Source organism: Clostridium algoriphilum, assembly GCF_020443705.1.
Classification (GTDB): domain Bacteria; phylum Bacillota; class Clostridia; order Clostridiales; family Clostridiaceae; genus Clostridium_AD; species Clostridium_AD algoriphilum.
Genome location: NZ_JAIZZK010000017.1, coordinates 47,237 through 72,977, shown reverse-complemented (window position 1 = coordinate 72,977; position 25,741 = coordinate 47,237). Strand labels below are relative to the sequence as shown.

General features: G+C 29.7%; 31 protein-coding genes and 1 pseudogene. 20 read left to right on the top strand and 12 right to left on the bottom strand.

Going from position 1 to position 25,741, the window contains the following annotated elements:
• The first annotated feature begins 33 nt into the window (after positions 1 to 33).
• From LGK95_RS13175 to LGK95_RS13160, 4 genes are read left to right on the top strand one after another with little or no spacing between them, the layout of a single operon-like run.
• The gene (locus LGK95_RS13175) at positions 34 to 774 is read left to right on the top strand and encodes an energy-coupling factor ABC transporter permease (protein WP_226125252.1); all 741 of its coding nucleotides are present in this window, start codon (positions 34 to 36) and stop codon (positions 772 to 774) included.
• Positions 775 to 778: 4 nt separating this feature from the next.
• Complete coding sequence (locus tag LGK95_RS13170) at positions 779 to 1,102, top strand: energy-coupling factor ABC transporter substrate-binding protein (RefSeq protein WP_226125251.1); 324 nt, start codon at positions 779 to 781, stop codon at positions 1,100 to 1,102.
• Positions 1,099 to 1,902 (top strand): cobalt ECF transporter T component CbiQ, encoded by an 804-nt coding sequence (gene cbiQ / locus LGK95_RS13165; protein WP_226125250.1) that lies wholly within the window; start codon positions 1,099 to 1,101, stop codon positions 1,900 to 1,902. The genes LGK95_RS13170 and cbiQ overlap by 4 nt, the downstream gene beginning before the upstream one ends.
• Positions 1,902 to 2,747, top strand: a complete 846-nt coding sequence (locus LGK95_RS13160; RefSeq protein ID WP_226125249.1) for an energy-coupling factor ABC transporter ATP-binding protein — start codon at positions 1,902 to 1,904, stop codon at positions 2,745 to 2,747. The genes cbiQ and LGK95_RS13160 overlap by 1 nt, the downstream gene beginning before the upstream one ends.
• 37 nt (positions 2,748 to 2,784) lie before the next feature.
• Here LGK95_RS13160 and LGK95_RS13155 read toward each other — a convergent pair whose 3' ends face one another.
• Positions 2,785 to 3,204 carry a DUF3842 family protein gene (locus LGK95_RS13155; protein WP_226125248.1) on the bottom strand — a complete coding sequence of 140 codons (420 nt, stop codon included), beginning with the start codon at positions 3,202 to 3,204 and terminating at the stop codon, positions 2,785 to 2,787.
• Positions 3,205 to 3,560: 356 nt separating this feature from the next.
• Here LGK95_RS13155 and cbiM point away from each other — a divergent pair, with 356 nt between their 5' ends.
• The gene (cbiM, locus tag LGK95_RS13150; protein ID WP_226125247.1) at positions 3,561 to 4,565 is read left to right on the top strand and encodes a cobalt transporter CbiM; all 1,005 of its coding nucleotides are present in this window, start codon (positions 3,561 to 3,563) and stop codon (positions 4,563 to 4,565) included.
• Positions 4,566 to 4,673: 108 nt separating this feature from the next.
• Here cbiM and LGK95_RS13145 read toward each other — a convergent pair whose 3' ends face one another.
• The 4 genes from LGK95_RS13145 to LGK95_RS13130 all read right to left on the bottom strand — a co-directional run bounded on the left by LGK95_RS13145 (position 4,674) and on the right by LGK95_RS13130 (position 8,324).
• Complete coding sequence (locus LGK95_RS13145) at positions 4,674 to 5,144, bottom strand: hypothetical protein (protein ID WP_226125246.1); 471 nt, start codon at positions 5,142 to 5,144, stop codon at positions 4,674 to 4,676.
• A 262-nt stretch (positions 5,145 to 5,406) separates the two neighbouring features.
• Positions 5,407 to 6,840, bottom strand: a complete 1,434-nt coding sequence (locus LGK95_RS13140) for a DHA2 family efflux MFS transporter permease subunit (RefSeq protein ID WP_226125245.1) — start codon at positions 6,838 to 6,840, stop codon at positions 5,407 to 5,409.
• A 91-nt stretch (positions 6,841 to 6,931) separates the two neighbouring features.
• Positions 6,932 to 7,978, bottom strand: a complete 1,047-nt coding sequence (cax, locus tag LGK95_RS13135; RefSeq protein WP_226125244.1) for a calcium/proton exchanger — start codon at positions 7,976 to 7,978, stop codon at positions 6,932 to 6,934.
• Positions 7,979 to 8,156: 178 nt separating this feature from the next.
• On the bottom strand, positions 8,157 to 8,324 hold the full coding sequence (locus tag LGK95_RS13130) for a CD1375 family protein (RefSeq protein WP_226125243.1): 168 nt from the start codon (positions 8,322 to 8,324) through the stop codon (positions 8,157 to 8,159).
• A 391-nt stretch (positions 8,325 to 8,715) separates the two neighbouring features.
• On the opposite strand from LGK95_RS13130, the gene spo0A reads away from it, so the two are divergent.
• The 3 genes from spo0A to LGK95_RS13115 all read left to right on the top strand — a co-directional run bounded on the left by spo0A (position 8,716) and on the right by LGK95_RS13115 (position 10,243).
• A complete protein-coding gene (gene spo0A / locus LGK95_RS13125) occupies positions 8,716 to 9,528 on the top strand; it encodes a sporulation transcription factor Spo0A (RefSeq protein ID WP_226125242.1) in 813 nt (270 codons plus the stop codon).
• A 140-nt stretch (positions 9,529 to 9,668) separates the two neighbouring features.
• Positions 9,669 to 9,857, top strand: a complete 189-nt coding sequence (locus LGK95_RS13120; RefSeq protein WP_226125241.1) for an alpha/beta-type small acid-soluble spore protein — start codon at positions 9,669 to 9,671, stop codon at positions 9,855 to 9,857.
• Between the two features lie 125 nt (positions 9,858 to 9,982).
• Entirely contained in the window at positions 9,983 to 10,243 is a 261-nt protein-coding gene (locus tag LGK95_RS13115; protein WP_226125272.1) for a helix-turn-helix domain-containing protein, read from the top strand.
• Between the two features lie 48 nt (positions 10,244 to 10,291).
• Here the strand turns inward: LGK95_RS13115 and LGK95_RS13110 are convergent, their stop codons facing one another.
• Complete coding sequence (locus LGK95_RS13110; protein ID WP_226125240.1) at positions 10,292 to 10,678, bottom strand: thioesterase family protein; 387 nt, start codon at positions 10,676 to 10,678, stop codon at positions 10,292 to 10,294.
• Between the two features lie 177 nt (positions 10,679 to 10,855).
• Between LGK95_RS13110 and LGK95_RS13105 the strand changes: the two genes are divergently transcribed.
• Complete coding sequence (locus LGK95_RS13105) at positions 10,856 to 11,659, top strand: C40 family peptidase (RefSeq protein WP_226125239.1); 804 nt, start codon at positions 10,856 to 10,858, stop codon at positions 11,657 to 11,659.
• A 100-nt stretch (positions 11,660 to 11,759) separates the two neighbouring features.
• On the opposite strand, the gene LGK95_RS13100 is transcribed toward LGK95_RS13105, so the two are convergent.
• A complete protein-coding gene (locus LGK95_RS13100; RefSeq protein WP_226125238.1) occupies positions 11,760 to 12,929 on the bottom strand; it encodes a stage II sporulation protein P in 1,170 nt (389 codons plus the stop codon).
• A 1,074-nt stretch (positions 12,930 to 14,003) separates the two neighbouring features.
• Here LGK95_RS13100 and LGK95_RS13095 point away from each other — a divergent pair.
• The 6 genes from LGK95_RS13095 (at position 14,004) to LGK95_RS13070 (ending at position 18,436) form a co-directional block, all read left to right on the top strand.
• Positions 14,004 to 14,189: a DUF2254 domain-containing protein gene (locus LGK95_RS13095; RefSeq protein ID WP_226125237.1), complete on the top strand. Its 186-nt coding sequence runs from the start codon at positions 14,004 to 14,006 to the stop codon at positions 14,187 to 14,189.
• A 3-nt stretch (positions 14,190 to 14,192) separates the two neighbouring features.
• The gene (locus tag LGK95_RS13090) at positions 14,193 to 14,501 is read left to right on the top strand and encodes a hypothetical protein (RefSeq protein ID WP_226125236.1); all 309 of its coding nucleotides are present in this window, start codon (positions 14,193 to 14,195) and stop codon (positions 14,499 to 14,501) included.
• 417 nt (positions 14,502 to 14,918) lie between these two features.
• Positions 14,919 to 15,962, top strand: a complete 1,044-nt coding sequence (locus LGK95_RS13085; protein ID WP_226125235.1) for an FAD:protein FMN transferase — start codon at positions 14,919 to 14,921, stop codon at positions 15,960 to 15,962.
• Positions 15,963 to 15,983: 21 nt separating this feature from the next.
• Positions 15,984 to 17,621 carry an FMN-binding protein gene (locus LGK95_RS13080; RefSeq protein ID WP_226125234.1) on the top strand — a complete coding sequence of 546 codons (1,638 nt, stop codon included), beginning with the start codon at positions 15,984 to 15,986 and terminating at the stop codon, positions 17,619 to 17,621.
• A gap of 167 nt (positions 17,622 to 17,788) precedes the next feature.
• Positions 17,789 to 17,992: a cold-shock protein gene (locus LGK95_RS13075; RefSeq protein ID WP_226125233.1), complete on the top strand. Its 204-nt coding sequence runs from the start codon at positions 17,789 to 17,791 to the stop codon at positions 17,990 to 17,992.
• Positions 17,993 to 18,208: 216 nt separating this feature from the next.
• The gene (locus LGK95_RS13070) at positions 18,209 to 18,436 is read left to right on the top strand and encodes an alpha/beta-type small acid-soluble spore protein (protein WP_226125232.1); all 228 of its coding nucleotides are present in this window, start codon (positions 18,209 to 18,211) and stop codon (positions 18,434 to 18,436) included.
• A 120-nt stretch (positions 18,437 to 18,556) separates the two neighbouring features.
• Here the strand turns inward: LGK95_RS13070 and LGK95_RS13065 are convergent, their stop codons facing one another.
• Entirely contained in the window at positions 18,557 to 19,513 is a 957-nt protein-coding gene (locus LGK95_RS13065) for an asparagine synthetase A (protein WP_226125231.1), read from the bottom strand.
• A 268-nt stretch (positions 19,514 to 19,781) separates the two neighbouring features.
• On the opposite strand from LGK95_RS13065, the gene LGK95_RS13060 reads away from it, so the two are divergent.
• Entirely contained in the window at positions 19,782 to 20,246 is a 465-nt protein-coding gene (locus tag LGK95_RS13060) for an Lrp/AsnC ligand binding domain-containing protein (protein WP_226125230.1), read from the top strand.
• Between the two features lie 45 nt (positions 20,247 to 20,291).
• Here the strand turns inward: LGK95_RS13060 and LGK95_RS13055 are convergent, their stop codons facing one another.
• The 3 genes from LGK95_RS13055 to LGK95_RS13045 form a co-directional block, all read right to left on the bottom strand.
• Complete coding sequence (locus tag LGK95_RS13055; RefSeq protein WP_226125229.1) at positions 20,292 to 20,618, bottom strand: hypothetical protein; 327 nt, start codon at positions 20,616 to 20,618, stop codon at positions 20,292 to 20,294.
• A gap of 7 nt (positions 20,619 to 20,625) precedes the next feature.
• Positions 20,626 to 21,012: a hypothetical protein gene (locus tag LGK95_RS13050; RefSeq protein WP_226125228.1), complete on the bottom strand. Its 387-nt coding sequence runs from the start codon at positions 21,010 to 21,012 to the stop codon at positions 20,626 to 20,628.
• 116 nt (positions 21,013 to 21,128) lie between these two features.
• On the bottom strand, positions 21,129 to 21,599 hold the full coding sequence (locus LGK95_RS13045; protein ID WP_226125227.1) for a hypothetical protein: 471 nt from the start codon (positions 21,597 to 21,599) through the stop codon (positions 21,129 to 21,131).
• A gap of 360 nt (positions 21,600 to 21,959) precedes the next feature.
• Here LGK95_RS13045 and LGK95_RS13040 point away from each other — a divergent pair, with 360 nt between their 5' ends.
• Both LGK95_RS13040 and LGK95_RS13035 read left to right on the top strand, forming a co-directional pair.
• Positions 21,960 to 22,100 carry a hypothetical protein gene (locus LGK95_RS13040; protein WP_226125226.1) on the top strand — a complete coding sequence of 47 codons (141 nt, stop codon included), beginning with the start codon at positions 21,960 to 21,962 and terminating at the stop codon, positions 22,098 to 22,100.
• On the top strand, positions 22,051 to 22,584 hold the full coding sequence (locus tag LGK95_RS13035; RefSeq protein WP_226125225.1) for a pyridoxal-dependent decarboxylase: 534 nt from the start codon (positions 22,051 to 22,053) through the stop codon (positions 22,582 to 22,584). The genes LGK95_RS13040 and LGK95_RS13035 overlap by 50 nt, the downstream gene beginning before the upstream one ends.
• A 72-nt stretch (positions 22,585 to 22,656) precedes the next feature.
• On the opposite strand, the gene mgrA is transcribed toward LGK95_RS13035, so the two are convergent.
• Entirely contained in the window at positions 22,657 to 23,652 is a 996-nt protein-coding gene (gene mgrA, locus LGK95_RS13030) for an L-glyceraldehyde 3-phosphate reductase (protein ID WP_226125224.1), read from the bottom strand.
• Between the two features lie 363 nt (positions 23,653 to 24,015).
• On the opposite strand from mgrA, the gene LGK95_RS13025 reads away from it, so the two are divergent.
• Both LGK95_RS13025 and LGK95_RS13020 read left to right on the top strand, forming a co-directional pair.
• On the top strand, positions 24,016 to 24,756 hold the full coding sequence (locus LGK95_RS13025) for a hypothetical protein (RefSeq protein ID WP_226125223.1): 741 nt from the start codon (positions 24,016 to 24,018) through the stop codon (positions 24,754 to 24,756).
• Between the two features lie 248 nt (positions 24,757 to 25,004).
• A pseudogene (locus tag LGK95_RS13020) lies at positions 25,005 to 25,547 on the top strand (glutathione peroxidase); the annotation flags it as partial.
• Positions 25,548 to 25,741: the final 194 nt, after the last annotated feature.

Here is a 25,741-nt window from a genome sequence, read left to right as displayed (position 1 = left end):
AATATAAAAATATATTAATGAGGAGAGTTTTACATGAAAAAGAAATATCAAGTTGCATTAGGTGTTTTTCTTGCGCTAATATTTATGCCTAAGAATGCATATGCAATGCATATAATGGAGGGGTTTTTACCTCCAATATGGTGTATAGCATGGGGCACAATATGTATACCATTTGTTGTTGTTGGTTACTTTTCTATAAAGGAAAAAGTTAAGGTGAATCCTAAACTTAAGATGTTAATTGCAATGGTGGGAGCATTTGCATTTGTCCTTTCTGCATTAAAAATACCATCGGTTACAGGAAGTTGCTCGCATCCAACAGGAGTAGGACTTGGAGCTATTCTTTTTGGACCTACAGTAATGAGCGTATTAGGCCTAATAGTTCTAATTTTTCAGGCATTGCTTCTTGCTCATGGTGGGATTACAACACTTGGAGCTAATACATTTTCTATGGCGGTAGTTGGACCATTAGTATCGTATTTTCTGTACAAGCTTTTAAGGAAATTAAATCTATCTCTATCAGTATCAGTATTCTCTGCTGCCATGTTAGGTGATTTAATGACATATATTACTACTTCTTTTCAACTTGCATTGGCATTCCCTGATAGAATAGGAGGATTTGTAGCATCACTAATAAAATTCATGAGCATATTTGCGCTAACGCAGCTTCCTCTTGCTATAAGCGAGGGAATACTAACAGTAATAGTATTTAATCTGCTAACTAATTATAACAAGGAAGAACTCAAAGAATTAAAGGTTATATCAGAGGAGGTTTAACAAAATGAACAAACAAAAGAAAAATAAGAAGAACAATTTGTTGAAAAAGAATTTAATACTTGCAGTTCTTGTGGTGATTATCGCAGTTGTTCCGTTATTATTTCTAAAAAATTCTAAATTTAGTGGCTCGGATGATCAAGCCAAAAATGAGATTTCTAAAATCAATGCAAATTATAAACCTTGGTTTACTCCGGTTTGGCAACCACCAAGTAGCGAGATAGAGAGTCTTTTATTTTCATTACAAGCAGCTATAGGTTCAGGAATAGTATGTTATTTTTTTGGATACTCAAGGGGTAAATCAAAAGCATCTAGAGGTAAAAAAGTTTGATATCTATAGATAAGTTGGCTTATATTTCTAAACTTAAAAAGGTTAATCCTATGGAAAAATTTATATTTGCTATGGTTACTATAATCATATGTATATCATTAAATAATATGGTCGACTCAATAATAATATTATTACTTATGTCTTTCATAACCGTTTTCAAGGGGAAGTTACCATTAAAAGATTATATAAAATTAATGTCATTACCATTAGCTTTCTTAATAATGGGGGTCATTACAATAGCAATAACTGTAGTTTCAACTAGTAAGGGTTTAATATTTAGTTTTAGTATTTTTGATATTAAATTGGGATGTACATATGATAGTATTTTGATGGCAACAAAATTATTTTTGAAGTCCATTGCTTCAGTTTCATGTTTGTATTTTCTAACATTAACAACTCCTATTTTTGAAGTATTATCAGTGCTTAGAAAGCTAAAAGTGCCTAAACTATTTGTTGAACTAATGGGACTTATATATAGATTTATATTTGTATTATTAGATACTGCAAATATAATTTATATATCTCAGAATTCAAGGCTTGGATATTCAACACCTAGAACTGGTTTAAATTCCTTAGGGAAATTGATTACCTCTTTGTTTTTAAGTTCCTATAAACGTTCACAAGACATTTATACTGCAATGGAGTCAAGAGGATATGACGGTGATATAAATTTATTAGAAAATAATTATGCACTTTCATACAAAAATATATCCTTAATTGTAGTAGTAGAAGTACTTTTAATAATCATAAGTTTTAGTGAAAATATTTTGGGTGGAATTATGTTTGGAGGAATCATTTGATGAGTAAATATATACTAGAGACAAAAGATTTAAGCTATAAATATCCTGATGGGACTAGAGCATTAAATAATATAAATTTAAAGATAGAAAAGGGTAAAAAAATATCTTTCGTTGGTGTTAATGGTTCAGGAAAATCAACAGTTTTCTTGAATTTCAATGGCGTTTTAAAACCATCTAAAGGGACTGTAATTTATAAAGGAAATGAGGTAAAGTATAATCACAAGTCATTACTTGAATTAAGAAAAAACATAGGAATTGTATTTCAGGACCCTGAAAATCAATTATTTTCAGCAGATGTTTATCAGGAAGTTTCATTTGGAGCGATGAACTTAAAATTAGATGACACAGAGGTAAGGAGTAGGGTAGATGAAGCCCTTAAAAATGTAGAAATGCAAGATTATAAAGATAAAGCAGTGCATTTTTTAAGCTATGGGCAGAAAAAAAGAGTAGCTATCGCAGACATTCTTGTTATGAAGCCTGAGATAATAGTCTTTGATGAACCTACTTCAAGTCTTGACCCCAAGCATTCAAAACAGATTATTCAGATATTTGATGAATTAAATGAAAAAGGAATAACTGTTGTTTTATCAACCCATGATGTAGAGCTTGCATATTCGTGGTCGGACCATGTTATAGTAATGAAGGATGGGGAGATAGCTAGGGAAGGAACACCTTATGAGATTTTTTCTGATGATGAATTAATAAATAATTGTTATCTTGAAAAACCATTAATTCTTGAGATATTTGAGGAGTTGCGTAAAAGTGGAAAGATAAATACAACTGCTACAATACCAAGAAATAAAGGAGAGCTTTTTAAAATTCTAATGGATAGTAATTTAAATTAAAATGAATATATTAAGGAGCTAACAAAACAACATAAAACTATAGTTTTATGTTGTTTTTTATATGAAGTACAATGTCTTCAATTATGTCTTTAATTTGCATATTTCTTGTACCTGGTATGTAAATACCATGTTTTTGTAATGGAATTATATATTTAGTACAATCCATATTATATATTGACTTTGCAATCATGGGGGTAACTTCACCATTAATACCACCACTACATAGCATTCCGATTGGCCCAATTATACTATCGACTTTATTTGTTATGCAAAATGAGCAAATTGCACTTTCTTCACTTATACCTATATCTGCACCCGCTTTTATCATCTTTGAAGTAGCGAATGTGTTTGTACCAAGTGCAATAATATAAACGTTAAGGCCAATTTCTTTATGAATTTTCTTTATAATTGTTTGACCAAGACCGGCCCCTTGTGCATCTAGTACAGCTATTTTCATGGTAATACCTCCAAAAAGTTATAGTACAATACTATTTATTTATATATAAACTTTATTATACTATAACTATTATGCATATTCTATTTTTATCCGAACAAAATTACAATGGAAATAAAATGATTATAGAATTTGCACTTTAAGAATTACAAAGAATGATAATAAGGCCAAAAGTAAAGTCGATATTTACATATGAGAAATTATATGGTATTGTAAATGTGTATACTACGAGAGTGTACATTATTAGTAAAATTACTTAATTTAATAAGTTCAATTAATAGCCACGAAGGTTGATTTCTGTAGAGCAGTTATCAATTTTTGTGGCTTTATTTTTTAGTATTGTTATAGGAGGGGTTAAAATGCACATTCCAGATAATTATTTAAGCCCAACAACGTGTCTTGTTATGGGAGCAGTTATGGTACCTATCTGGGGAACTGCTGTAAGAAAAGTTAAAAAAGAGTTAACAAACAAGAAAATACCATTAATGGGTATAGGAGCAGCTTTTTCCTTTATGGTTATGATGTTTAATATACCACTTCCAGGAGGAACTACTGGGCATGCAGTGGGAGCAACATTGGTAGCACTTCTTTTAGGACCATGGGCAGCTTGTATATCAGTAACTATTGCATTGTTAGTGCAGGCAGTTATATTTGGGGATGGAGGGATTTTAGCATTTGGAGCAAATTGCTTCAATATGGCATTTATAGCACCATTTATAGGGTATTATATATTTACGTTAATAAAGGGAAGAATTAAAACAGTTAAAGGGACCTATATAGCAATTTTTATTTCATCATATTTAGCACTTAATGCTGCTGCACTATTTGCTGCCATGGAATTTGGAATACAGCCTCTATTGTTTACGGATGCGCAAGGCATGCCACTGTATTCTCCATATCCATTAAGCATATCAATTCCGGCAATGGTAATACCACATTTAGCTATTATAGGGGTTTTAGAGGGTATTGTTACAGCAGGTGTATATGTATTTGTTAAAAAAGTTTCACCTGGAATTATATATAAAGATTTAGAAATAAAGACGAAGCCTATCTATGGATTACTCATAGCTATGGTCTGCATTTCTCCACTTGGACTATTAGCAACGGGAACAGCATGGGGAGAGTGGGGAAGAAATGAAATTAATTCTGTATTAACTAATGGTAATCAACTAGGATATATTCCAAAAGGAATGCAACAGGGGTTTAGTTTTAGGACGCTAATGCCGGATTATTCAGTTAATGGAATTTCGGAGATGATGGGATATATACTATCGGCTGTAGGTGGAGTAGCTATAATTATTATAATATTTAAGCTGCTAAATGGGATTAAAAGAAATCAGGAAAAGAGGGATTGTAAGAGATAAACGTGCGCTTCAAAAATAGACGAATAAAAGGAGCAAACTAGTATTTAACTAGTATGCTCCTTTTATTTAATACTTTTTAAATGAGTTTTAAACGAACTATTCAATCCTCTAACTTGACTTATGTTTATGATTACCGGAGCCTTGATGACCTCCATGGCATGTAATACCTATCTTATTAGCTTGAGCCTGAGTTATAGTTCCATTGTCAACAAGAGACTTTAAAGGATTTACATGATTAATTCTTTTGCTATTCATATAAGTTTTACGCTGCTCCTTAGTCATTGTTTTAATTTTCTTAAAATCTGCTTTTTTTAAAGATTGGGCTTTAGTTATGGCAGATTTAACTTTATTTGCTTGATCTTGAGTTAGAGTTTTGCTTGTTATAAGTTTTTTTAAATTTGAATCTAAACCTTGTTGTCTCTTAATGTCAGTTTGTTTACACTCTAATTTTGAAGGTTCTTTTCTATGAGTGGCTGATGTTTTAGCAGTAGCTGCAAAAGTTGTACTAATGGGTGATAAAAGCATGCCTCCTGTAATTAACCCAGTTAGTATTTTAATTTTTAATGACTTATTTTTCATAATAATCTCTCCTTATTAGTTTATCTTTATTACTTCTGTGTTTTAGTAGTTATGCCCATGGATAATGTCAATGAGGTGTCAATATTATGTCTATTTTAATTATTTTGTGTATTTTTTATAAATTCTGTAATGTGGTGTGGGATAACAATAACAATAAAAATAGGCAATATAATGGATAATCCATTGTATTGCCTATCTTTATCTGTTTAAGCTATTTATACAAAAAACTTAATGAATACTATAAAATATTTAATATACAGTGTTATTTTTTAATTTCATGTCTTAAAAATAATGACAGTGTAAGACCAACTACGATTATTATGACTGCAACTGTCATAGAATAACGAAAGCCACTATAGAGTGCTCTAATTTTATTTTCATGAGAGCTTACATTATTTGCATTATTAAAAAAGTTATTCTGACCTGATGACATAAGACCTATGAATAACGTCGAACCAAATGCTGCGGCTATCTGCATTGAAGTGCTTGTTATAGCAATTCCATCAGCTTGGTTTTCATTTGATAATTGATTAAGTGCAGTTGTTTGAGAAGATAGTATTATTAAGGACGCTCCAAAGCCTACAAAACAATATAATATGGAAATCGTTAACATGGTAGTGGAAACTTCAATACGAGATAAAAACCACATGAAAATACATACTACTAAAAATCCAAAAGGTACTAGTTTTTTGCCACCAACCCTATCAAAAACTTTACCGGCTATTGGTGTTGTTAGCCCACTAATTAGAACGGATGGCAGTAAAACAAGAGCTGCCGTTAGTGGTGAAGTATTCAAGCCATTCTGCAATAAAAGGGGTAATAACACATTCATGGAGAATAGAACCATCTGGGTAATTATTATAAGTATTATACATAATGAAAACATAGGGCGCTTAAATGCACGTAATTCTAACATTGGTTCGTTTAACAATAATTGACGTTTGGTAAAGAAAATTAAGCCTACAATTCCAGCTGCAAATGATGCAACAACAACTGAATTATTTGCAGAGGCATCGTTTATAGAGCTTATCCCATATATAATTCCGGCAAGGCCTACAGTTGACAGTACTATAGAGAGATAATCAATTTTAGGCTTTGTAATTGTGGAGACATTTTCTAAGAATAATAAACCACCAATTATTGATATAAGAGCAAACGGAATTAATACTATAAATAACGAGTGCCAGTGAAAAAATTGTAACAATGTACCTGAGGCTATGGGACCGAATGCTGGTCCCATTAGAATTGCACATACACATAAGCCCATAGTTGAACCACGTTTTTCTGGAGCAGAAACTGACAAAGCAGTATTCATCATTATAGGTACAAGCATTCCTGTTCCTGTGGCCTGTATCATTCTTGAAATAAGAAGCGTAGCAAAAGAGGCGGAAAGCACAGCCATTACTGTTCCTAATAAAAATAATATCATTGCACTTAGGAATAGCTGCCTTGTAGTGAAAGTATGAATAAGAAAAGCTGTTACAGGTACGAGAATGCCAACTACTAGCATGTAACCAGTAGAAAGCCATTGAACGGTTGTAGCAGTAATACTCATTTCTGTCATAAGCTTTGCGAAGGCTACATTTAATATGGTTTCATTAAATAATGATAGAAAACCGCCAAATAGGAGCACAGCCATAATAGCTTTTACCTTATACTGCTTATTTACTTTTAAATTGTTTTTCCCAAGTTTCATAAAATTAATCCTCCTATTACTGTAAAGCTTTATGTGAAGTAATTTCTAATTATTTAATTTTGTTAACTATAATTTTGTTAACTATAATTTTTTAAACTACATAGAATGTTGCAGCGAGTATTATATAAACACTTATTAACTGTAATCCTTCTAACCAATTGGATTCGCCATCATTACATGTTTTGTTAGCGATAATTACGGTTACGCCAAGGGCCACTATTTCATATGTGTTGAATATTAGTGCCATAGGTTTAAATAGTAAACTTAACAAAACTAATATAGGGGCTATAAACAAAATTATTTGTAAACTTGAACCAATAGCTATTTCTATAGCAATGTCCATTTTGTTTTTTATAGCCATGGTTACTGCTGTTGCATGTTCTGCAGCATTACCTATAATTGGAATTATTATTAAACCTACAAATAGTTTGGATAAATGTAATTGCTCTGTCATTGGTTCTATATTACCAACTAGTAATTCACTTTCTAAAGCTACGAAGGATGTTGCTATTAATAAAATTGCTATAGCAGTCGATTGCTTCCACTTTTTTTCGGAAGCTTCATGGTCTACTCCGTATAGATCTTTGTGCGTAAAAAATGAAAAGTATAAACTACAAGAATAAACTATAAGCATTACTATTGCTATTACTACACTAAGATTCTCATAGTTTACTGGGTTTAACTCTGATGTGCTTAAATTACCTGTACATACGGCAGGTATAACTAAACTTATTACGGCTAAAGTAAGCAAACTTACAGAAATGTTTACACCTTCTTTAGCAAATTTCTGTGTCTTGTTTTTTAAGCCTCCCATAAACATGCTGAGTCCTAATACTAATAATACATTTCCTATCATAGAACCAGCAATCGATGCTTTAACTATGTCGAATAAGCCTGCTTTCAATGCGAAAAATGATAAGATTAATTCTGTTACATTACCAAATGTAGCACTTAAAAAGCCACCAAGTTTAGCGCCTGTATACTTTGATAATTCTTCGGTGGCTTCTCCGAGTAATGCTGCTAAGGGTACAATTGCTAGTGCGGTTATTAGGAATTGTACACTAGGACCTCCTAGTTGCATGAAGTGAAGTATAATACTAATAGGTATAAAAATTAATAGATAATACATTTTTTTCATTAAATAAATCCTCCCCCAATAATGTAGGCATTTCGTTTCTTAAAATATTATTACTTAATATCGAAGCTGTTAATGCTATAATTTAATTATAGCTTATTTTGAGGCATTATTGAGGAAAATAGATATTATATTGTCAATGCTTACTAAAAAGGCAATAAAAAAAGACTAATTAAAGTCTTTATCTATGTGCTATTAAATTAGCTACAATTGGACTTGGTGTTGTATTGAGCTTTCCGTCCGATGCAAAAGTTGTTATATCTGCCAACACAGCAGCTCTATATTGCTCTGGTACCTTTTGAATTGTTCTTAATCCTGCTTTTACAAGTCTATAATACATATCAACCATTTGTATACTTCCTTTCAACTAAAAACGTTTTCAACAAACCATTACTTACATAACTACATGGTCTATAGTATATTATTTGCATAAAAATATTTTAATATACATTGAAAATGTGTTTAGATATATAATTTTTCATATACAATGATATAAGTCATTATTATTTTAATGATTTATAATATAAATTCCTCTAAAAATCAGTATAATTCGTAATTTAAGCAACACTTCTGATTGAATAGAAATGGAGAAATAACATATAAAATAGAAAACAAATCTTTTATATTATTTATTGTGACAACATTTTTTAAATTAATTTTGTAAAAAAAAGGAAATAACAATCTTTTGTAGAATTTATAAATATTAGGACACGAAACAGAATGTAAAGGAGATTACAAATATGGAAAATTCAAAAATAAATATAATAATAGCCGACGACAACAAAGAATTTTGTAATATTCTTAACGACTATTTATTAATGCAAAATGATATTGTTGTTACTGGAATTGCAGAAAATGGGGTAGAAGCATTAAGATTAATTGAAGAAAAAAAACCTGATTTAGTTGTGCTTGATATAATCATGCCTATTTTAGATGGTCTAGGAGTTCTAGAGAAATTAAATAAAATGGATTTAGATCCAATGCCACGTATAATAATTTTATCAGCAGTAGGTCAGGAAAGAATAACTCAAAGAGCTATATCACTAGGAGCAGATTATTACGTTATTAAACCTTTTGACATGGAAGTTTTTATTAAAAGAATAAGACAAACATTAAATAATACTATATGTGGTGCAGATGTAAAAAAAACACTTGCAGATGTTGAAAATACTGAAATTATAATCAATAAAAATCAACCACTTGATATGATCGAACAAATAACTAAGATTATTCACGAAATTGGAATTCCAGCTAATATTAAAGGCTATATGTATTTAAGGGAAGCAATAAATATGGTAGTAAATAATACTTCGCTTTTATCATCAGTTACAAAGGAATTGTATCCTTCATTAGGTAAGGAGTTTAATACTACTGCGAGTAGGGTAGAAAGAGCAATGAGACATGCAATAGAAGTTGCTTGGACTAGGGGAGAAGTAGAAACAATTAATAAAATATTTGGTTATACAATTCGTAATGAAAAAGGTAAGCCTACTAATTCAGAATTTATAGCAATGGTAGCTGATAAATTGAGATTAGAAAATAGGGTTAGTTAGTTAATAAGCACTCTTATGAGGGTGCTTATTTTTTTAAATTATAACTAAATAACCATTAATTTCTATGAGTATTATTTTAAATAATGCGCAAGATAATATCAGAAACAAAAATAAACAAAAATATAGAGGAGGTTATTTATATGTCAAGAAACAGAGTATTAGTTCCAGAAGCAAAGGCTGGGTTAAACAAATTCAAGATGGAAGCTGCAAAGGAAGTAGGAGTAAATCTTACCGATGGTTACAACGGAGATTTAACCTCAAGACAGAATGGTTCTGTAGGAGGACAAATGGTTAAAAAAATGGTTGAGTCCTACGAAAAAAACTTATAATAAAAATTTTCTGAATTAAATAGTACCTATAGAATAAACTTTGATATGCTCCCCTTAAAGTAGACAGATTAAATAATAAAAATCTGTACTTGAAAGGGGAGCATTTTTATGTCTAAAAGAACTAAATCTATAACAGAAGAAAGTATAAAATCTTAGATGCATATGAGAATGGATATGTGACAATGCAGCAAACTCTCACTAAATATAGTATTAGTGAGTATGCTTTTTATGATTGGAAATATAAGTATAGCAAATATGGAATAGATGGATTAAAAGAATCGAGAACATGTAAAAAATATTCAAATGAATTAAAAGAGCTAGCTATAGAAGACTATATATCAGGAAAATTTTTACAGAGTGAGGTAGTGAAGTTATTTTTAACCTAAAAAAGACTGCATTATTAACTGCAGTCCTCTTCTGCACAGTAAAAAATTTTAACGTACTGTTTTTTTTACAAAATCTTCTGAATTAACTATGTACCTTATATGGGTTCCTTCACCTATTTTGCCCAAGTCGTCAAAGGCTTCTACTTTGAAAAACAATTTTTTTCCTTCTGTTTTTTCAAGTAGTGCTTCAGCTCTAACTTTTACACCAATAGGTGTTGCTTTCATGTGTTTAACACTAAGCTCAAAACCAACTGTTGTAAAACCATCAGGTAGCTTTTGTTGAACGCAATTCATTGCTGCATTTTCCATAAGAGCGGTCATAGCTGGAGTAGCATAAACATCTAAATTTCCGGACCCATAAGAATTTGCTGTGTCACTGCTACTTACAGTCATTTCTGTAGAAAAGTTTAAGTTCTTATCAAAATTAAATTCCATATTATCACTCCACTCTGTTTAATTTTAAAATTATAATAATACATTGTTATACTATATTAACATCATTATAAAGGGGTATCAAGTAATTTATCTCATATTATATTCTATATTTATTTCCTCGTATTTGGAATATTTTATAACATATGGCATAATATTAAAAGTGGTGGTGAAATAAACATGAAAACCAAAGGTATCAGAAAAACATCAGATATATTTATTGTAACAGTTTTGTTCCTATTTGTTTTTAGTATAGTTATAACTGTACATAACTCCAATATTAAAAGTACAAAGCTAGAGAAGCTAGAGAATGTAGCTAAAACTTCGTCTTTTACTTTAAGTGATAACGACATAACTTATAACACAAAAGTAGGTTCTAATATCACTAAAGTCAAAACTAAAGATGGAAGTAAGTCTAATGTTTTAAAGGAAGAGATTCTTAACAGAGCAAAGGCAATGACCGAAGTAAAATGGATCCCCGATTATAATTTAAGAGATAAGAGTTGTAATTTTACTTTTATTAAAGGGAAAACTTATACTGGGGTTCCATATAGTATGGGTTTATATCAGGCGTCATCTCCGGATAATTTTTTATCTAAAATTAATAACAGTAAGATACTATATGGTAATGACTGTTCTGGTTTAGTTAGTACAGCTTGGGGCATAACGAGGCAGACTACTCTTTCTCTTTATAATGATATTAAAAATCGAAATAAAATAGGAAATAAATATGTATGCCGAGTTTCCTGGGATGATTTGAGGCCTACAGATGCTTTACTTTTAGATGATGGGAAGGGCAAGGGACATATTATGTTGTATATAAATTCTGATGAGAAAAACAGTAATAATCTAAACGTATATGAACAGAATATATCAACAGTATCACCTTATGAGCCAATACCAGTTGCAAGAAAAGATGTACGATCTAAAAGTAAATTAATGAAGAAAGGGTACATGCCTATAAGGTTGGTGGATAAAATATAAGTAAAAAATTGTATGTAAGTTCTAATATATTTAAGGTTATATTGTAAAAATACAAAAAAAAGGACAGGCACCATTGACAATTCAAAGTGCCTACCCTTATTCATTTTTTACCGTTTAATTGCTCTGCAATGATTCTAGATAGATACTGAGCAGTATTTTTTACTTCAGAAACTGTATTCGTATATGTGCCTACTTCAATTAGCATTGCATTATCACTTTTGTTTTGACTATAAAAACCAATTCCCCAGTGATAAGTAATAATTGGTTGGCTTCTTAAAAGACCTGGATATAATTTATTTGATACTCCAATCATTGAATTTATTAATTTCTTCTGTTTTGCATATTTAGGGTTTTTATCTGTTACTACAAAGCTAAATTGGGCAACATTGGCACCATTTATTTTAGAGGTAACTGCATTTTTATCTTCAACGCTATCTCTATGTAAATCAATAATTAAATCGAATTTTTCATACGTCTTTAGATATTTATCTAAAGTAACACTAGAATTTTTGTAAGCTTTAGTATAATCTGGTTTATCATTTACAGCCTTATCATGTATAACAGAAATACCATAATTTTTTTCAAGGTCGCTGGCTAATACATCGCCTACAGCACATACATTTCTTGTTTGATCCGAACTACTATTAGTTTTAGATGTATCTTTGTCTGATATGGCATAAGCCTCTGAGGTATGAGAATGATATATTAGCACTCGTGGTTTAGCTTTATTTAGGGTTCCCTTTAAGGCAGGATTATAGATGGCGGATATCACATTAGAGTCATTAACTTTAGCTACAGACTTAATTACTTGATTATCTCCCAAGTCAAAGGGATTAATACTAAATTCATTTGAATTTCTTTCAGCATTGCTAGCATTATTTACATCAGCACTAACTTTATCTTTATCAAGATATGCAATTTCAGTTACTATTATAGATATGGGATTTATCATATCAATTCCAAAAAATGATAAAGTTGGTGAGTTTATGCTATTTACATTGATAGCAGAGGGTGATTCTTTGCTAGAACATTTAATCATTGGTAAAGCATTATTAATCACGGTAACATAAAAGTAATTTATATTACTTTTTTCACTATCTGCCATAGCACTTTTAGGCAAAATAAAACCTAACAATAAAATAATAAGTAATGTGAAAACAGAAAAGAATATTCTTATATTACTATTATTTCTAATATATTTAAAAATATTTAATTTTAAATTTCTTATCTTGTTTTTAACAATTTTAGAATTTATATCTTCATTGCTCACCTTATCCCCTCCTGTTTATACAATATATGAAGGAATAAACATAGTTATTACTAGTTAGATTAAAACTAACATTGTATACTCCACCATATAAGGCATATCTTTATGAAAAAAAACTACCAATCAAATATAAAATAAACCCAATAATAGAAATCATAATTATATTTAACCGAAATAATATATTATTACCTATAAAAAATGAATATGCTATAGTTATACAAACCCATAAAATACAAAAAATATATAAATTCAAGACTTTTTTTGTTTTATATTCTCTAACAGTTTCCTTTAAATTGCTTTTATTAACATAAAGCATAATAATAACTACGGTAGGAACTACACATAAAAATTCAAAAACCAATTCTGAATTAAAGTTTAGATAATATGTAAAATTATAATTACCGTATGTTATAAATGTAGTTAGATTCTGAGTTAGATAGTTTATAAAAGTTAATATTATTATGAATATTCCTGAATACATAATATATTCGCTGCAAAGTGACACGTAACTATAGCCTGATTTATAAGTACTTACTATTTCCTCGCAGTAATGTTTAATATCGGGTGTTCCTAGAACTGTTTCAATATTTTCATGTTGATTTTCGGCATTAAAAAAGCTGATTAGTATCTGTTGAAGAAACTCCTCGGCATCTGTTTTTTTTATATTTGATGTTAATATAAATATTACAATGTCATCAAATGTTTTTTTATTTTTTAGAGTTAAGTTTTTAGCTGTTTTATTTAATTCATTTATTAATGATTTTGTATTAATAATTTATATCATCTCCTTTTATATAATCATCACGTTTTTGTAGAGTAATATTGATAACTTAAAAATTTAAGTTGATTTTGTATAATAATAAAACAATATATCAGTTTATTATTTCTAAATATATCTTTTAATACAAAATATACCTTTATAGTTGTAAATATTACAATTATAGCATATATAATTAAAATTGTGTATATTAAACAAGTGAGCTAAATAAGATTAACTTTTTATTTAATTAAAGGATTTTTAATATACATATAGAATTGATTATTACAAATACAACAAATTATGGGAGATGATTAAGTTTGAAACTAAAAACAGCAACATTAATTGCATCAGTTGGAACATTTTTAATGATATTATCTGAAATTTACTATACATTTATAAATGCAGATGGAATTAGTAAAGTGTTTGGAATCTTTTATTTAGTTGGAGTGATATGTTTATTTATATTTTTTATAACACTATATTCAAATCAGAAGGAGAAATAATATATGAGTAAGCTTAATGAAATCTTAGAAATTAAAAAAACAACAGCAGATATTACTGAAGTAAATATTAAAAAGAATTCAATAGGCATTACACTAAAATTAGTAGGGTGGATCATAATGGCTGTAGGCATCGTAGCTGGTTTAGCTATTGGAGCTTTATTAACAGTGCCTACAAGTAGTGTACTATCAAATCCAAATCCACTAAGATGGGTATATGGAATTGTAATTATGGTATCTTCATTTTTAAGTGGAATTTTATTTGTTGGGTTTGGAGAAATTATAATTTTATTAAATAATATTAACTCGAAGTAAAATATAATACCAAAACTTTGCAGAGGGACTATAAAGCACCCATTTTATATAGTTATTAAAAAGAACATTCAATCTTTCATGGATTGAGTGTTCTTTTTATTGGTTTTTAGTGGAATGTAAGATAATAAAAATAATACACAAATCACATAATTTTTTGATATTTGATAGATAGTTGTTTGATATTATAAATACATAGAAAGTAACTAAATGGATTATTCTTGATTAGAACCATAATCAAATAGAAGTAGGTTAGTTTAAGGAGTAGATACTATGTAACATGATAGTTAGGTAATTGTTAACATTTTTCTCAGCAAATATTCAGCAAATTCTAAGGTTAGTTTAAGTTTTATTATATATTATAGAAATGTAAGATTAATTTATTAAAAATTAAAGTTGTTTTAGAGAGGGGTGATAGACATGGTGATTACTATGGAGAATGCATTATTTGTAATATCACTACTAATAGGTATTGTTTTAATTATAATATTTGTAACTGAAAATAGTAAACAATCTAGTGTTGTTGAAGAATTTTATTCGCTTGGAACTTACAATCAATTAAAAGTACACGGCAAAAATGCAAATAAAGCTGTTGAACAATCAATTAAAAAAATTCGTGAAATAGATAATAAAATGTCTGTCTTCAAAGAGTTTAGTGAAATCTCAAAAATTAATAAAAATGCTGGAAAAGATCCGCAAACTGTTAGCAAAGATACTTTTTATGTTATAAAAAAGGCTATAGAATATTGCTCCATTTCCAAAGGATCTTTTGATATAACCATTAGACCTATAGTTGGTTTATGGGGTATTGGAAAGGTTGGTCAAAAGATTCCGGGAATTAATGAAATAAAGGAGAAGCTCAAATTTGTAAACTACAAGGATATAGTAATAGATAAAGATAATAGTTCTATCTTTCTGAAAAATAAAAATCAAGAAGTGGATGTTGGAGGTATTGCGAAAGGGTATGCAGCAGATGAAGTGAAAAACATAATACTTAAAAATGGAGTTAAGAGTGCTCTCATAAATCTTGGGGGAAACATATTAGTCATTGGCACAAAAGAGGATGGAACACCGTGGAGCGTTGGAATTCAAGATCCAATTAAGGCTCGTGGGGAATTTGCTTTAACTATAAGCGTAGTTAATAAATCTGTAGTTACTTCAGGAAATTATGAAAGATATTTTGAGCAGGATGGAAAAAGATTTCACCATATTATAAATCCCGGTACGGGGTATCCTTCTGAGGGTGATATTATAAGTGCTACAATAATCTCAAATAATTCTATTGATGGAGATGGATTATCGACAGGTGTATATATTATGGGAATACATGAGGCTGTTAAGTTAATAGAAGAAATAAAGGGTGTAGATGCAATATTTATAACTAAAAGTAAAGAAGTTTATATTACATCGGGTATGAGAGAAAACTTTAAAATTACGAGTAATGATTTTGTATATAAAAAATAGGATTTATGAGGGGATGCAAGAATGAAAAACAAGATAAAGAAAATACAAATATTTAGACATATAATACAATTAATTTTATTCATTTTATCACCAGGATTATTTATATTAGCATTTTCAGAATTTAAAAGCATTTATGGAATGATTATTAAAGGCAATTTTAATTTTATTGGAGCTTTTCCTAGTCTAATTGAGTTTCTAACAGCTATTATTATAACTATTGTACTTGGAAGATTTTTCTGCGGTTGGGTTTGTGCTTTTGGAACCTATAATGATTTTATTCATTTATTGTCTAAGAATGTATTCAAGGTTAATTTTAGAGTAAACGAAAAAACAGATGCTGCTTTAAAATATGTTAAATACATTGTGTTACTATTACTTATAGTGGTTGTATGGACAATGGGAAGTACAATTTTAGAAACTACAAGTCCATGGGACGCTTTTGCACAAATAAGCGATTTTCCACAGGTATTATCTGATTATAGTATTGGATTTATACTGTTACTTTTAATAACAGTAGGAGCTTTCTTTGTAGAAAGGTTTTTCTGTAGATATTTATGCCCTTTAGGAGCTGTATTCAATATATTCTCAAGAATAGGCATACTTAAAATTAAAAAGTCAAGTGATAAATGCGGAAAATGCAAATTATGTACAAATAGTTGCTCAATGGCATTACCTCTTTATAAAGTTGAAAGTATATGTGGTGGGGATTGTATTAACTGTTTCAAGTGCATTGAAACATGTCCAAGAAATAATACTAAGGTAAATGTTCTTGGCGAGAATATAAGCCCTGAACTAGCTAGTTCTGTAGCAATAGCAGCAATGGTAGGACTTTATGCTGTTAACAACTTAGGTGGAGTAATATTAACACAAAGTGGATTAACTGCAACTACTAATGTTTCTGTAAGTGCTAGTAAAACAAGCACATCTCAAAAATATAAGGATGGAACATATACAGGAATAGGTACTGGGTATAGAGGCGGTACAACAGAAACCTCAGTCACAATAAAAGATAATAAAATTACTAATGTTTCTACTGTATCAAATGAGGATACACCTGATTTTTATCAAAGAGCAGAAAGTGTAATAATTTCTGAAATAATTTCAGCACAATCAACGACCGTAGACACAGTTTCTGGCGCAACTTATAGTAGTGAAGGAATTATTAGTGCAACAGAGGAAGCATTAACAAAAGCAGAAGCAAGTACAGCGACAAGTACAGCTTCCACAAGCACGACTAAAGCAGCATCAAGTGCAGATACAACTACAACGGATTCTAGTACTAATACAACGAATTCAGATACTAATGCAGTAAGCTCAGATGTTAGTTCACAAAGTTCAAGTGATAATACAGTTACCAGTGAAAGTGCAACTACTTCGACAACGAGTAGTTATAAGGATGGAAATTATACAGGATCTGGTAGTGGTTTTAGAGGAGGTACAACTGAAATTTTAGTTACAGTAAAAGATAATAAAATTACTAATGTTTCTACAGTATCAAATGAAGATACACCAGATTTTTATGAAAGAGCAGAAAGTATAGTGATTTCTGAAATAATTTCAGCACAATCAACGACCGTAGATACAGTTTCCGGCGCTACTTATAGCAGCGATGGAATTATTAGTGCAACAGAGGAAGCATTAAGTCAAGCTAAAGCATGATTAAGTCAAGCTAAAGCATGATTAATGGGAAAAACTATCAATAAAACATTATAATATTGTACAGAGAGTTGATATTTATTGAATGTTATGGTATATTATTATGTAACACTATTGATGCAAAATTAGTGTATCATAGATAATGGTGTTTTTTATTTGGAGGTTTATTAATGAAAACAGGTACAGTTAAATGGTTTAACACACAAAAGGGTTTTGGATTTATTGAAGTTGAAGGCGAAAAAGATATTTTTGTACACACAACTGGAATTCAAGGAAACGATTCAGGAAAAAGTCTTGAAGAGGGTCAAACAGTTCAATTTGAAACAGAAGAAGGACCTAAGGGACTTCAAGCAATTGAGGTTTCAGCAATATAAATAATAAATATTTATAGTACAAAAAGCCACCTTTATGAAGGTGGCTTTTTGTATGTCTAGCTTTAGGGTTATAAAAATAAAATAAAATAAAAATGTTAAGTATATATAATGAATAAAAAGTTGGTTTTTAAAAATACTACCTATAGATATATAATGTAGAGTAAAAAAGTATATAAAGTATATCTTGGAAATCTAAAATTATAGGGAGGTAGTAAAATGAGTAGAAGAACATTAGTACCAGAAGCAATGGGAAAACTTGAGAAATTTAAGATGGAAGTAGCCAGTGATATGTCATTAGATAATGTTGAAAGCAATAATGTATATATGGGAGATGTGCCTAGTAACATTGTAAATAAAATAAAAAATTCAGGGAATGTTGGTGGAGAAATGGTAAGGAGAATGGTAGAAGCAGCTGAAAAGAATATGGTAGATAATAACAAATAACATTATAAAGGGAGTAAATTTCTTAGTGAAATTTACTCCCTTTATAATGTCCATCTAAATGATATAATATAATGTATTGTTATGCATCATTTAGATGGACATTAATGATTTTATGTTGTTTTAGAATATATATTTTTGTCCAGGTTTTCTACAGAATAGTGTAACATCGCTAATTTCAGGTTGTTGAGTAATAAATCTTGTTATTCTTTCTACTCCAAAACCAGCTCCAGCAGTTTTAAATATTTCACCTTGCTTTGCAAGTTCTATATAGTATCTAAATGCATTCTCATCAGTTGCTAGTTCTCTCATTCTTAGTAGTATTCTATCTAATGTGAATTCTCTTTCTCCTCCACTTAAACCTTCGCCAAAACCTAGAGGCCAAATAAGATCATAGTTTCTATAAGTTCCTAGATTATCTAAGTCCTCAGCATCATAGAATTCTCTTTTATGGTTTGTTAAGAAGAAAGGTTCTGTTGCAGCTTTTGATGCTTCTGATTCGAAATCATCACCGTATTTAGCTTGCATTTCATCTGTTGTATATTTTTTGAATGGTCCAGTTAAATTAAGATGATCGGTACCTACACCAAGTCTTGTCAATTCTGGAATACAGTTTTCTTTAACAAATTTAAATATAAAAGTTATGATTTCTTCTATAAATTGAAGCACATCTTCCATAGTACCTTCCTTAAATTCAAAATCCACTTGAGTGAATTCAAATAAATGTCTTGAATCTCCTCTAGTTGCCATTTCGAGTCTTATGTTAGGAGATACTATATAAAGACTATCAATATCTGCGTTTAACATGGTCATTTGTTTGTGGAATATCATTGATTTCATAACATTAAATGTTTGACTGTTATAGTTTATTTCACATTCTTCAACACTATGGTTTAAAGTATCTGTAATAGGAGACATCATAAGAGGTAATATTCTAGTAATTCTTCTCTTATACATAAATTCATCTACAGCTTTTAAAATTGATTGTTGAACGAATAGAATATCCTTAATCTTCTTATTTTTAATCATACCCACTGCTTTAGCTAATATTTCTTTTTCTTCTTTTATTAATTCTGCCATTATAATTCCCCCTAATAAATTTTTGTTTTAATTTCATTCATTGATAATATAATAATACATTGAGCTATTTATTGCAATATATTTAATGATTATTTATTATATTTGTAAATTTAACAATAAAAACGTATTTATATTGATAAATTAATAAAATGTTAGTTTAATTTGTAGATGTTTTGCCAATTTGTCAAAGGGTTTGTTATAATAATATAAAGTATGTGATATTATTTTATTTATTAGATAATTATATTAGTTATTAGGAGCTGATGTTATGGAATTGAATATTTCTGGTTTGGATGAATTAGATTATCAGATATTAGACATTTTAATTAAAGATTCTAGAACTCCTTATCTTGAAGTTGCAAGGAAATGTCACGTAAGTGGAGGCACCATTCATGTTAGAATGAATAAAATGCAAGAAATGGGGTTAATAAAAGGAACCAAGCTTATACTAGATACAGGCAAACTTGGTTATGATGTATGTTGCTTTATAGGCATTTACCTTAACAAAGCATCATCATATCCTGATGTATTAGAACAATTGAGAGACATAAAAGAGATAGTAGAACTACATTACACTACTGGTGCATATTCTATTTTCATTAAAGTCATGTGTAAGAGCATATCTAATCTTCAGGATTTACTAATGAACAGACTTCAAGTAATATCAGGAGTTCAAAGTACAGATACATTTATAACTTTATCCCAACCTATAGATAGAAATATATCTCTTTAAAAATCAGATAACTCATTAAAAAATTAATGAGTTATCTGATTTTATTTAATTGTGTGGAATTAAGAAATTTTTGTTATATAACTTTTTAGATAAACTTAATTTTAAAATGTCCCCTGCAGTAAGGAATAAGGGCGGTCCATAATTATTTAAAAATCCAATTGCTTCGTTGCTCTTTTCTAATGAGGGATGTGCATATACAATTTGTTGACTAAGAAAAATTATTCCTATAGTATAACCTATTATTTTTTGATATCTATTTAATTTAATTTCTTTTAGCTTTGATTCAAATATGAAATTATTTATCTTATTAACTACTAATTTTCTAGGATAACTTAAGTTAAGTAGTTTTAATATAACAAACTCCCTCCCCATAAAGATTTTACATTACTAGTCTTTTTAAAGCTATCTTTCCATTCTCGTTAAACTCCACTATTTTAGATCCAATACTAGCCTTAAATGCTACCTTTAAGATTTTGTTTACAGGCTTGTTTCTGGTCATGGTTTCAAGTATAATAACCGAATCTATTTTATATCCAATTAAGTTGTTCCATAATGTTATAAACTGGGTATCATCAACTGGATGTTGTTTAGCATTAGTATGAGGTGAAAACTCAATGTTTTTACTAAGTTCATCCTTTTTCAACTCAACTGCGGCAATAGATTGTATCTCAGTAAGCGTGGCCGTATCTTGTATAAATACTCTAGATACCGTATATCCCATATACCCCATATATAATTCATATAATGAATCTAAATCTATTCCCATACATAATGCCTCCTATTTTTAATGTATATCTATTATTTTACATGTTAACAATGACCACAATTTTTGTACAACCATATGTGTCTTTAAAGTACAGGTGAAAATATAATATATATTAATTATGTTGCGACACACATTTTTTTAGTTTGATCATCAAAAACTCTTACAAATTTAATAGAGTAAATATCACACAATACTAAATCATTTGTACCTGTTTCTTTAATAATAATATAACTAATTCCAACTTCTTGTAAAATACCTTCTCTATCTATAAGCATATTACTTCCAATTAAAAATTCTATCTTTATATATTTGCCTATATGTGCTATTAACCAACCTTGAGTATATAGCGGATTATTTATTATGGACGTTGTAGCGCTCACTTCAGGATTCAAATTATTACCAGAGGTCGAAGGGATAGGAGCAGGTGAGGTGGATTTTGCAACTGGTTGTTTAGCCATAGTCTTTTTTATCGGATCATTATGGTACATACCAGATCTTTGCATAGATGTAATTTGAGATTCACTAAACACAGGGACACTGTCCGAAATTGGAATTTGGTTAAAATTGTTTGGTTGCTCTATATACATAAAATATCCTCCTTAAAAATTATAAAAATTATTATATAAAGGTATTAGTAATTCTCTTATTAAATAGCTTTACATTATTATTATATTAAAGATGATAATAATAGTACTTAAAAATGAAAAATAATGAAGAATAATTAAAAAAATTATTAAAAGTGTATTTAGCTATCTATGACTTATAAACATCTGAATTCTAAAATTTGTAGGATTGAACTAGTTTTTAGCATACAATAAGTTAACTATAGTTATCTAAAAATTTATTGATTTATATGTATTAATTATATATTTAGAAGTTAAACTAAATTAAGTATGAGTGAGATATTAAGAAAAATTAATAATATAGAGAGGAAGGTGGAATAAAATATGACATTACATCGGTATAAGAAAGAAAGAGATGAAGGAGGATATAAAGATCTTTATACGAATACAATAGCCCAGACTCAGCTTCCCAAAAATGAGCTGCCTGAAAAAGCGTCAAGACTTGCCCCAGGAATTAATATTTAATGTTGATTATTTAGGAGGACAAATGCCGACATTTGCCCTGAATTTTTCACGGCCAGCTGGTCAGATTATTGCTCAGTATTTCAATTTTTTAAGGTATGGTCGTGAGGGCTACTCTGCTATTCAAAATGACTGTGCAAATACTGCTCAGTACTTAGGTCAAGAACTTAGAAAAATAGATTTATTGGAAATGTTATATGATGAAAATGGTGGTATACCAGCAGTTTGTTATGCATTAAAGGATGAAAATACTGCTGGATTTTCACTTTATGATCTTTCAGATCGCCTAAGAATGCATGGTTGGCAAATTGCCTCTTATCCACTCCAAAGTAATCGTCAGAATATAACTGTAAAACGTATTTTAATTCGTCACGGTGTTAGTCGTGATATGGTGTCTTTACTTCTTCGTGATTTACGTAAGGGACTAGAGTTTTTAAAGAAAAACTCAGTACCAAAATCTCCTGAAAATATTAGCTTTCATCATTAATTAGAATAAAAGTATTAGCAAAAGCATATATGTATATGAATACATTAAGAGTAGGGTTCAGAGCACCAGCTCCTACTCGACTGCTAATATTTGTTCTATACGTTCCAGTTCTTCAGAACTAAAGTTTAAATTATTAAGTGCACCTACGTTATCTTCAATTTGACTTATTTTGCTTGCGCCAATCAGAGCAGAAGTAACCCTTCCACCTCTTAATACCCAAGCTAAAGCTAGTTGAGGTAATGTTTGTCCTCTCTCCATTGCCAAAATATTTAAATTAGAAATCTTTTCTAATTTTATCTTTGTAATATCTTTAGAATGCAGGAAAGCAGACTTACCTGCGGCTCTAGAGTCTCCAGGAATCCCATTTAAGTATTTTGTGGTAAGTAAACCTTGTTCTAAGGGCTTAAAGGCTATAGAGCCAATACCTTCATGATCTAAAACATCTTGAAGCCCATCTTCTATCCATCTGTTAAACATTGAATAAGAGGGTTGATGAATCAAGCAGGGGGTCCCTAAGTTCTTAAGGATTGCAGAGGCTCTTTTTGTTTCGGCCGGTTTATAGTTTGACAATCCTACATAAAGAGCTTTTCCTTGTTTTACTATTAAGTCTAAGGCGGACATAGTTTCCTCTAAAGGGGTATTAGGGTCGGGTCTATGATGATAAAAAATATCCACATAGTCTAAACCTGTTCTTTTTAGACTTTGGTCTAAACTTGAAACTAAATATTTTTTTGATCCCCAATCACCATAAGGACCAGGCCACATGGTATAACCAGCCTTTGTTGATATAACAAGTTCGTCTCTATAACGTGCAAGGTCTTGTTTTAAAATTTTACCGAAGTTCTCTTCTGCACTGCCGGCAGGAGGACCATAGTTATTGGCAATATCAAAATGTGTTATTCCAAGGTCGAAAGCCTTATGAACAAGAGCACTTGAGTTTTCAAAAGAATCTGAAACACCAAAATTGTGCCATAATCCAAGAGAAATCGCAGAAAGTCTTAATCCACTATTACCGCATTTATTGTATTTCATTGTTAAGTATCTTTTATCGCTAGCTAAATATGACATTTTTTCACCTTCCTATATTTATGTTATCATATATGAGCTAATATATATACTATTGGTAGGTATTGTGTTCAATAATGGTATTATATTATTAATAGTGTGCTAGGATCTGCTTATGGGGAATTAAAGGCCATCCAGTTGTAAAAAATCTCTGAATAAACCACTAGAAGAAAAAAAGAACGTTTAGTTAAAATGTAACAAATGTCTTTGGAAAGACTATAGAATAATGTATACTAAGGTTGTGAAAGACTGAAGTAATATGAAGTATAATTATTAATGTATAATATTTAATAAAATTCAATTAGAAATAAAAGGAATATTCTTTAGTCGTTAGATAGGGAAAAGGCAATACAAGGAGGAAAACAAATGAAGAACTCATTAAAAATGCAGATAAGTATATCCGTTGCAGTATTATTAGTTGTAATAGTGGTTATGTATAATATAATTTCATCAGTATCATCATCAGTATCATCACCTGTAAAAAATACAACAGGAACACCGGAGCAGGTGGCAGATAAAAGAATAGCAGATGCAAAGATAGTAGCAGATAAAAAAATAGCTGATGCAAAAATAGTAGCAGATAAAATGGTAGTAGATGCAAAAGCAATCGAAACAAAAAAGATAGCAGATGCAAAAACAGCTGCGGATAAAAAAATAGCAGATGCAGCAGCTCAAAGTGATCAACCTAAAGAAACTGAGTATAAAAGTTACCTTAATGAAAGATATTTATATTCAATTATGTATCCTAATAATCTTGAAAAAGTTGATGACCATGAGAATGGTGAGGGAAATATGTTAGAATCTGATGACAAAAAGGTTTCACTTCAGATATATGGAACTAATAACGCATCAAATGATAATATTAATTCAATATATAGTAAAGCTATTAAAAAAACTAAAATGTATTATAAAGTGAAATCTGGTAACTGGTTTGTAATATCTTATATTGAAGGAGATAAAATAATATATCAAAAAAAAGTAGTAGGAAAAGGTTCAATTAATACTTTTATTTTTAAATTTCCGACTAATGAAAAAGATAAATATACTAAAGTTGTTGATAAGCTTGAATCAAGTTTTAAAGCTCCATCGACTGATAAATCTCATTAAATTAAAAAGAATATGGGGCCATGTTAAATGAATTCTAAATCATTTGACATGGCCTCATTTTTAATAGCTAGTCCTATTAGTATATCTACATGGATAATGTGTTAAAGAGTTGTTTTATTTTTGATTGTACTTTACTGTATTTTATGATACAATAAATTTATAAACAATAACAACTATTAAGTAATATACGTTATGAAATATAAAAAAACTATAAAAGTTTTAAATAATATAAAATGGAGGGATAGTTTATGTCAATTTATGATTTTAAAGTAACTACAATCGAGGGTGATGAAGTATCTTTGGAAAAGTATAAAGGAAAGGTACTACTTATAGTTAATACAGCAAGTAAGTGTGGATTTACACCTCAGTATGAGGGTTTGGAGGCGCTCTATAAGAAATATGAGGATAGTGGTTTTGAGATACTTGGATTTCCTAGTAACCAATTTGCAGCTCAAGAACCAGGCGAGAATGATGAAATAAAGGAATTTTGTAAAATTAACTACGGTGTGAGTTTTCAATTATTTGAGAAAAGCGATGTAAGAGGCGAAAATGCTCATCCTCTTTTTAAATATATGACAAAAAAAACAACTTTTAAAGGGTTTAATCAAAATCATCCCAATGAAAAGAAACTCAATGGTATGCTTAAGAAAAACTTTCCAAAATTCTTGGAGGGAGATTCAGTAAAATGGAATTTTACAAAGTTTCTTGTTGGTAGGGATGGGAACATAGATAGTAGGTATGAACCTACAACTGATCCGTCAGCTATGTCAACAGATATAGAAAGAATGTTAGAGTGTATAAATGAGAATTATTTTCCTTTAACTGATGAGCTAAATAATAATAAAGAAATTTACACTGGTGATGATGATGAAGAGGTAATGAATTGTGAAGGCGGACCTTGCAACTTTGTATACAATGATCAAAATGATTAGTTAATATATTAATAGAAGCATATTTATATTTTCATCCATTAAATTAAATACAT

Coding starts and splice junctions, on each gene's coding strand:
- LGK95_RS13110 (WP_226125240.1), bottom strand. CDS start 10,678: ATGGAATTTAATTTTGATAAGAACTTAAACTTTTCTACAGAAATGACT.
- LGK95_RS13120 (WP_226125241.1), top strand. CDS start 9,669: ATGTCAAGAAACAGAGTATTAGTTCCAGAAGCAAAGGCTGGGTTAAAC.
- LGK95_RS13035 (WP_226125225.1), top strand. CDS start 22,051: ATGAGCTGCCTGAAAAAGCGTCAAGACTTGCCCCAGGAATTAATATTT.
- mgrA (WP_226125224.1), bottom strand. CDS start 23,652: ATGTCATATTTAGCTAGCGATAAAAGATACTTAACAATGAAATACAAT.
- LGK95_RS13085 (WP_226125235.1), top strand. CDS start 14,919: ATGGTGATTACTATGGAGAATGCATTATTTGTAATATCACTACTAATA.
- LGK95_RS13070 (WP_226125232.1), top strand. CDS start 18,209: ATGAGTAGAAGAACATTAGTACCAGAAGCAATGGGAAAACTTGAGAAA.
- LGK95_RS13155 (WP_226125248.1), bottom strand. CDS start 3,204: ATGAAAATAGCTGTACTAGATGCACAAGGGGCCGGTCTTGGTCAAACA.
- LGK95_RS13170 (WP_226125251.1), top strand. CDS start 779: ATGAACAAACAAAAGAAAAATAAGAAGAACAATTTGTTGAAAAAGAAT.
- LGK95_RS13175 (WP_226125252.1), top strand. CDS start 34: ATGAAAAAGAAATATCAAGTTGCATTAGGTGTTTTTCTTGCGCTAATA.
- LGK95_RS13025 (WP_226125223.1), top strand. CDS start 24,016: ATGAAGAACTCATTAAAAATGCAGATAAGTATATCCGTTGCAGTATTA.
- LGK95_RS13080 (WP_226125234.1), top strand. CDS start 15,984: ATGAAAAACAAGATAAAGAAAATACAAATATTTAGACATATAATACAA.
- cax (WP_226125244.1), bottom strand. CDS start 7,978: ATGAAAAAAATGTATTATCTATTAATTTTTATACCTATTAGTATTATA.
- LGK95_RS13050 (WP_226125228.1), bottom strand. CDS start 21,012: ATGGGAATAGATTTAGATTCATTATATGAATTATATATGGGGTATATG.
- LGK95_RS13060 (WP_226125230.1), top strand. CDS start 19,782: ATGGAATTGAATATTTCTGGTTTGGATGAATTAGATTATCAGATATTA.
- LGK95_RS13140 (WP_226125245.1), bottom strand. CDS start 6,840: ATGAAACTTGGGAAAAACAATTTAAAAGTAAATAAGCAGTATAAGGTA.
- cbiM (WP_226125247.1), top strand. CDS start 3,561: ATGCACATTCCAGATAATTATTTAAGCCCAACAACGTGTCTTGTTATG.
- LGK95_RS13090 (WP_226125236.1), top strand. CDS start 14,193: ATGAGTAAGCTTAATGAAATCTTAGAAATTAAAAAAACAACAGCAGAT.
- LGK95_RS13055 (WP_226125229.1), bottom strand. CDS start 20,618: ATGGGGAGGGAGTTTGTTATATTAAAACTACTTAACTTAAGTTATCCT.
- spo0A (WP_226125242.1), top strand. CDS start 8,716: ATGGAAAATTCAAAAATAAATATAATAATAGCCGACGACAACAAAGAA.
- LGK95_RS13065 (WP_226125231.1), bottom strand. CDS start 19,513: ATGGCAGAATTAATAAAAGAAGAAAAAGAAATATTAGCTAAAGCAGTG.
- LGK95_RS13130 (WP_226125243.1), bottom strand. CDS start 8,324: ATGGTTGATATGTATTATAGACTTGTAAAAGCAGGATTAAGAACAATT.
- LGK95_RS13045 (WP_226125227.1), bottom strand. CDS start 21,599: ATGTATATAGAGCAACCAAACAATTTTAACCAAATTCCAATTTCGGAC.
- LGK95_RS13105 (WP_226125239.1), top strand. CDS start 10,856: ATGAAAACCAAAGGTATCAGAAAAACATCAGATATATTTATTGTAACA.
- LGK95_RS13075 (WP_226125233.1), top strand. CDS start 17,789: ATGAAAACAGGTACAGTTAAATGGTTTAACACACAAAAGGGTTTTGGA.
- LGK95_RS13145 (WP_226125246.1), bottom strand. CDS start 5,144: ATGAAAAATAAGTCATTAAAAATTAAAATACTAACTGGGTTAATTACA.
- LGK95_RS13160 (WP_226125249.1), top strand. CDS start 1,902: ATGAGTAAATATATACTAGAGACAAAAGATTTAAGCTATAAATATCCT.
- LGK95_RS13040 (WP_226125226.1), top strand. CDS start 21,960: ATGACATTACATCGGTATAAGAAAGAAAGAGATGAAGGAGGATATAAA.